This window comes from Aquimarina sp. RZ0 (genome assembly GCF_008370685.1).
Taxonomy (GTDB): domain Bacteria; phylum Bacteroidota; class Bacteroidia; order Flavobacteriales; family Flavobacteriaceae; genus Aquimarina.
In genome coordinates this window covers 1-3,943 of sequence record NZ_VTZU01000150.1, presented here as the reverse complement: position 1 = coordinate 3,943, position 3,943 = coordinate 1, and the positions used below count along the sequence as shown (strand labels likewise).

General features: G+C 28.9%; 5 protein-coding genes. All 5 read left to right on the top strand.

What is annotated here, in order from left to right:
- The first annotated feature begins 354 nt into the window (after positions 1-354).
- Positions 355-864 carry a helix-turn-helix domain-containing protein gene (locus F0000_RS26570; protein ID WP_149627729.1) on the top strand — a complete coding sequence of 170 codons (510 nt, stop codon included), beginning with the start codon at positions 355-357 and terminating at the stop codon, positions 862-864.
- A 16-nt stretch (positions 865-880) separates the two neighbouring features.
- Complete coding sequence (locus tag F0000_RS26565) at positions 881-1,510, top strand: nucleotidyl transferase AbiEii/AbiGii toxin family protein (RefSeq protein ID WP_255452910.1); 630 nt, start codon at positions 881-883, stop codon at positions 1,508-1,510.
- 250 nt (positions 1,511-1,760) lie between these two features.
- Positions 1,761-2,459, top strand: coding sequence for a type VI secretion system tube protein TssD (gene tssD / locus F0000_RS26560; protein ID WP_149627727.1), 699 nt, complete (start codon positions 1,761-1,763; stop codon positions 2,457-2,459).
- 2 nt (positions 2,460-2,461) lie between these two features.
- Entirely contained in the window at positions 2,462-3,196 is a 735-nt protein-coding gene (locus F0000_RS26555; protein ID WP_149627726.1) for a hypothetical protein, read from the top strand.
- The gene (locus F0000_RS26550; RefSeq protein ID WP_149627725.1) at positions 3,153-3,617 is read left to right on the top strand and encodes a hypothetical protein; all 465 of its coding nucleotides are present in this window, start codon (positions 3,153-3,155) and stop codon (positions 3,615-3,617) included. The genes F0000_RS26555 and F0000_RS26550 overlap by 44 nt, the downstream gene beginning before the upstream one ends.
- The last annotated feature ends 326 nt before the right edge of the window (positions 3,618-3,943 follow it).

The following is a 3,943-nucleotide window of genomic DNA, read 5'->3' as shown; positions in this document are numbered from 1 at the left end:
TTCGCCAGCATCCCTATGAAACACTAGTGAAATGTTATAAGCTATTGGATATAGAAAAGTATGCTCGCTTGAAAACAATTTCTAAAGCGCAATGAAGAACTCTATCGGTAAGCCGTATGAGGGAAAAATTCACGTACGGTTTGATGAAGGGGGCACTGATAGTTCTAAAATATTAATATCTTTAAACAGATAATAATAAGGCAGAGCTATCAGGCTCTACTCTACGCAAACAGCTGCCTCATTAGTATAAGATTGGTATGATTTTTGATTTTTAAGTAAACAAAATTGTTTATTTAATGTAAACGTTTTTGTTTACTAATAAAATATTTTGTATTTTACCATAAAACATGAATTATGTTACCAAAATTAAATAAAATTAAAGGAATACATCCTGGCACACTATTAAGATGGGAGTTAAATAAACGAAATTTAAAAGGTTGCGAATTAGCTGACACTATTGGTGAACACAGACAAACAATAAGTGCCATTCTCAATAAAAGAAGAGACATCAACCCAAAACTTTCTATTAAACTATCAAAAGAGTTTAAAACAGATAAAGATTACTTCATGATATTACAGGCAAGTTATGACGTAAAATTACTATCAGAATCTGAAATAAAAAACACACCAAATATTAATAATATAAGAAGAATAATTTTTTGGGACACTGATTTTAATAAAATTGATTGGAACAAAAATAAGAAAGCCGTTATAAAAAGAATTTTAGAAAGGGGAAATAAAACTGAAATAAATGAGATCATTTCATTCTACGGAAAAAAAAATATTTCCAAGGAAATAAAATCAATAAAAAAAAGTCACTTACCTTCTTTTGAAAAGAATATTATTGAACATAATTTAATATAACAAAATGGAATTGTATTTGAATACTGTTTCTGATTTACTTTGGAATTCTCTTAAGCAATTAATGTCTATTGACGAGTTTAATAGTTTTAGAATAGTTGGAGGTACTTCACTAAGCCTACAAATTGGTCATAGAGAATCAATTGATATAGATTTATTTACAGACGCTGAATATGGCAGTATTGACTTTACTATACTTGAAGCTAAATTAAATGAAACCTTTACTTATGTAGACATGCCATTAGTTGATCTAGTTGGTATGGGAAAGTCCTATTTTATTGGTAACAATGAAAATGAATTAGTAAAATTGGATTTATTTTATACAGATCCTTTTGTTTTCCCTTGTATTCTTGAACAAAATGTTAGGTTTTCAAGTATTGAAGAAGTGGCTGCAATGAAATTTGAAGTAATAGCTAATGGTGGACGAAAAAAAGATTTTTGGGATATTCATGAGCTATTAGAAACTTACACACTAGATGAAATGATAGATTTTTACCTCAAAAGAAATCCTTATGGGGCTTCTAAAGATGAAATATTAGTAAAGGTTGTTGATTTTTCTACAGCAGAGAATGATTTTACGCCAAACTGCTACAAGGAAAAAGTATGGGAATTAATTAAGTTAGATTTTGAAGAATCAGTAAAGAAATAAAGCCGATTTGCTAACACTATATATAGCAAATAGGGCGATTAGTGATTAATCGAAAGGTAGTTGTTTTTTTGCAAAGTCGCCAAATCTTTTGATTTGGTATTAAAAGAGAAAAATTAAAACAAAATCAAAAGTTTTGGCTAAGTGCTTAATCGGAAATGAATCGCTTATTTTCTGCCCAACTTGCCATATATTTAACGTTCTAAGCCATTTGAGCAACAAAATAACTAATCCTTAAATTTTAAAATAAGATATGGCAATAGAAATGACATTGCACTTAGAAGACAAAATCTATAACGTATTAGATTGTAAATTTACTCTAACTCAAGAAACTGATTATACAGGTCGGCCTTGTGCAAAACCAAATGGGGGTATATTTGATTTAGTTATAGAAGGAGATAAAGATATAGTCATATTTGAATGGGTAATTGACCCAAAAATGATGAAAAACTGTAAACTTATCATCTCATCAAGGTATGGTACAGGAAAAAGTAGAGCTATAGAGCTATTAGATTGTTATTGTATCAAGAGCAAAGACCACCTAAACACAATAAATGATCAACCTTATACAATTTCTTTTAGCATTTCTCCTGCCATTATGATTAATAATGGACAAGAAATATTTGCTAAATTCTGGAAGAAAAGTGATTTAAAATTAAAGAATGTTCCCATTACTGTTAGAGAAGAAGAAAAAGAAGAGAAAGAAGTTATTGATTATTATATAACAGATTTAAATAATATACGTTTAAAAAAGATTTTAGCTGGCGATAAAATATTACTTAATATTCATACCAAAAATATGATTGATGAATTTTTAAGCATCAAATTGGATAACCAAACAATTGATTTTAAATATAATGGCGAAATCTTAATTGATGATACATTAAGTAGTTATAAAATAGGTATTAATATCGAAAAAATAGAATTAGAAGCAATTAAACAGCAAGTATAGATATGGGTAAGAATATTTTTAAATTAGAAGTAGCTGGAATAACTAAAACCGCAGAAATAGAAATTATAGATGATTACCCAATTATAAGAATTACTAAACAAAAAACAGGTAAAAAAGTAAAACAAAAAATTATAGGTTCTTATAGCGGAGGTCTTCAATATGTTGATGTTGATTTGTATAAAGTTTTAGTTACCGATAATGAAGATACTACTTTCAAAATGGAATTTTCAATTGCTCGAGATGCTGCCGCTGTTATACCAGGTAATGATAAAGGAAATACAATGATTCTTTCAAATATGTCATTTGAACCCAAAAATGGTAAAATAAATCATTATTCAGGAAAATACATGAGTGCTTATCCAAAAAAGAATGATACACCTGCAATAAAATTAATGCAAAGCGATTCAGAACAAATGCATGCGCAAGCTAGACCAGACGCATTGCTTTTGGACTATAGATTCAAGGAAGATATCGCAAGAGGAGTTATGATTCATGTAGGGGGTAGTTATGACAATGAAAATTATGGCCATTCTATCTCAGCTTCTGAGGGATGTTTTGGTATTGTTAATGATAACAATTCACCGACAAATACTTCTGACCAACTAACAAAAAAAGTTATAAACACTATCTGGGAACGAGCAAAAAAGAGCAAAGCTAATCCTAATCATATTAGAATAATAATAGAAAAGAGAGATGAAAAAACTATCCCAAATAATGTTATTTTTACGAAAAAATAGTATCCTATTTATTTTATTAATTATATCATCTTGTAGTGGACAATTTGACTTTAATGAAGTTGCCTCTGGCAAATTAATTCCTGAAGGAGAGAATATTGTTTATAATAGAGAGTCAATTAGAAAAATTGATAATAATACCGTTTTTATAAAAAAAATTGAACGATATAATAAAGATTTAGATTTATTGGAAGTTGATATCGCAAAAGCAGAAAGTATGCTAACTTATTCAAGAAAAGAATTAGAAGATGATAGTGTTTTAATTGATTCTTATAAAATATCAAGAGATAGAAGAGAAACAACTATAAAGGATGGTTTTGTAATAGATAACGGGGAAAAATATAAAATAATTTACAAAGTAAAAGACACTTTATTATCCTCGAAAGAACAGAGTATATTACTTTTAATAAAATCTAAAAATTAAAACGGCTTAGAACAATGTATAAGAAAACATAGAGCCTTTGTGGTAAATCGAAAGTTCTGTGAATATTAACAAAGTCCGCTAAATATAAAATTTGGCGTTTATAGAAGAAAAGATAAAAACAAAATATTTATATTTAGCTAAGTAATAAACCGAAACGTATCGCTTATCACCTGCCCTACTTTTCTTATACGAGACGTTGGTGTGCCACGAAGCTGTGGTGATCCAGTGGGTGAGAATCCCATCAGAGTAATTGACTGTTCACTCTGAAGAAAAGCATACAGTTAACCTCGTGAGGGATTTGCTGAAGCTATGTTCTTTCAAATAAT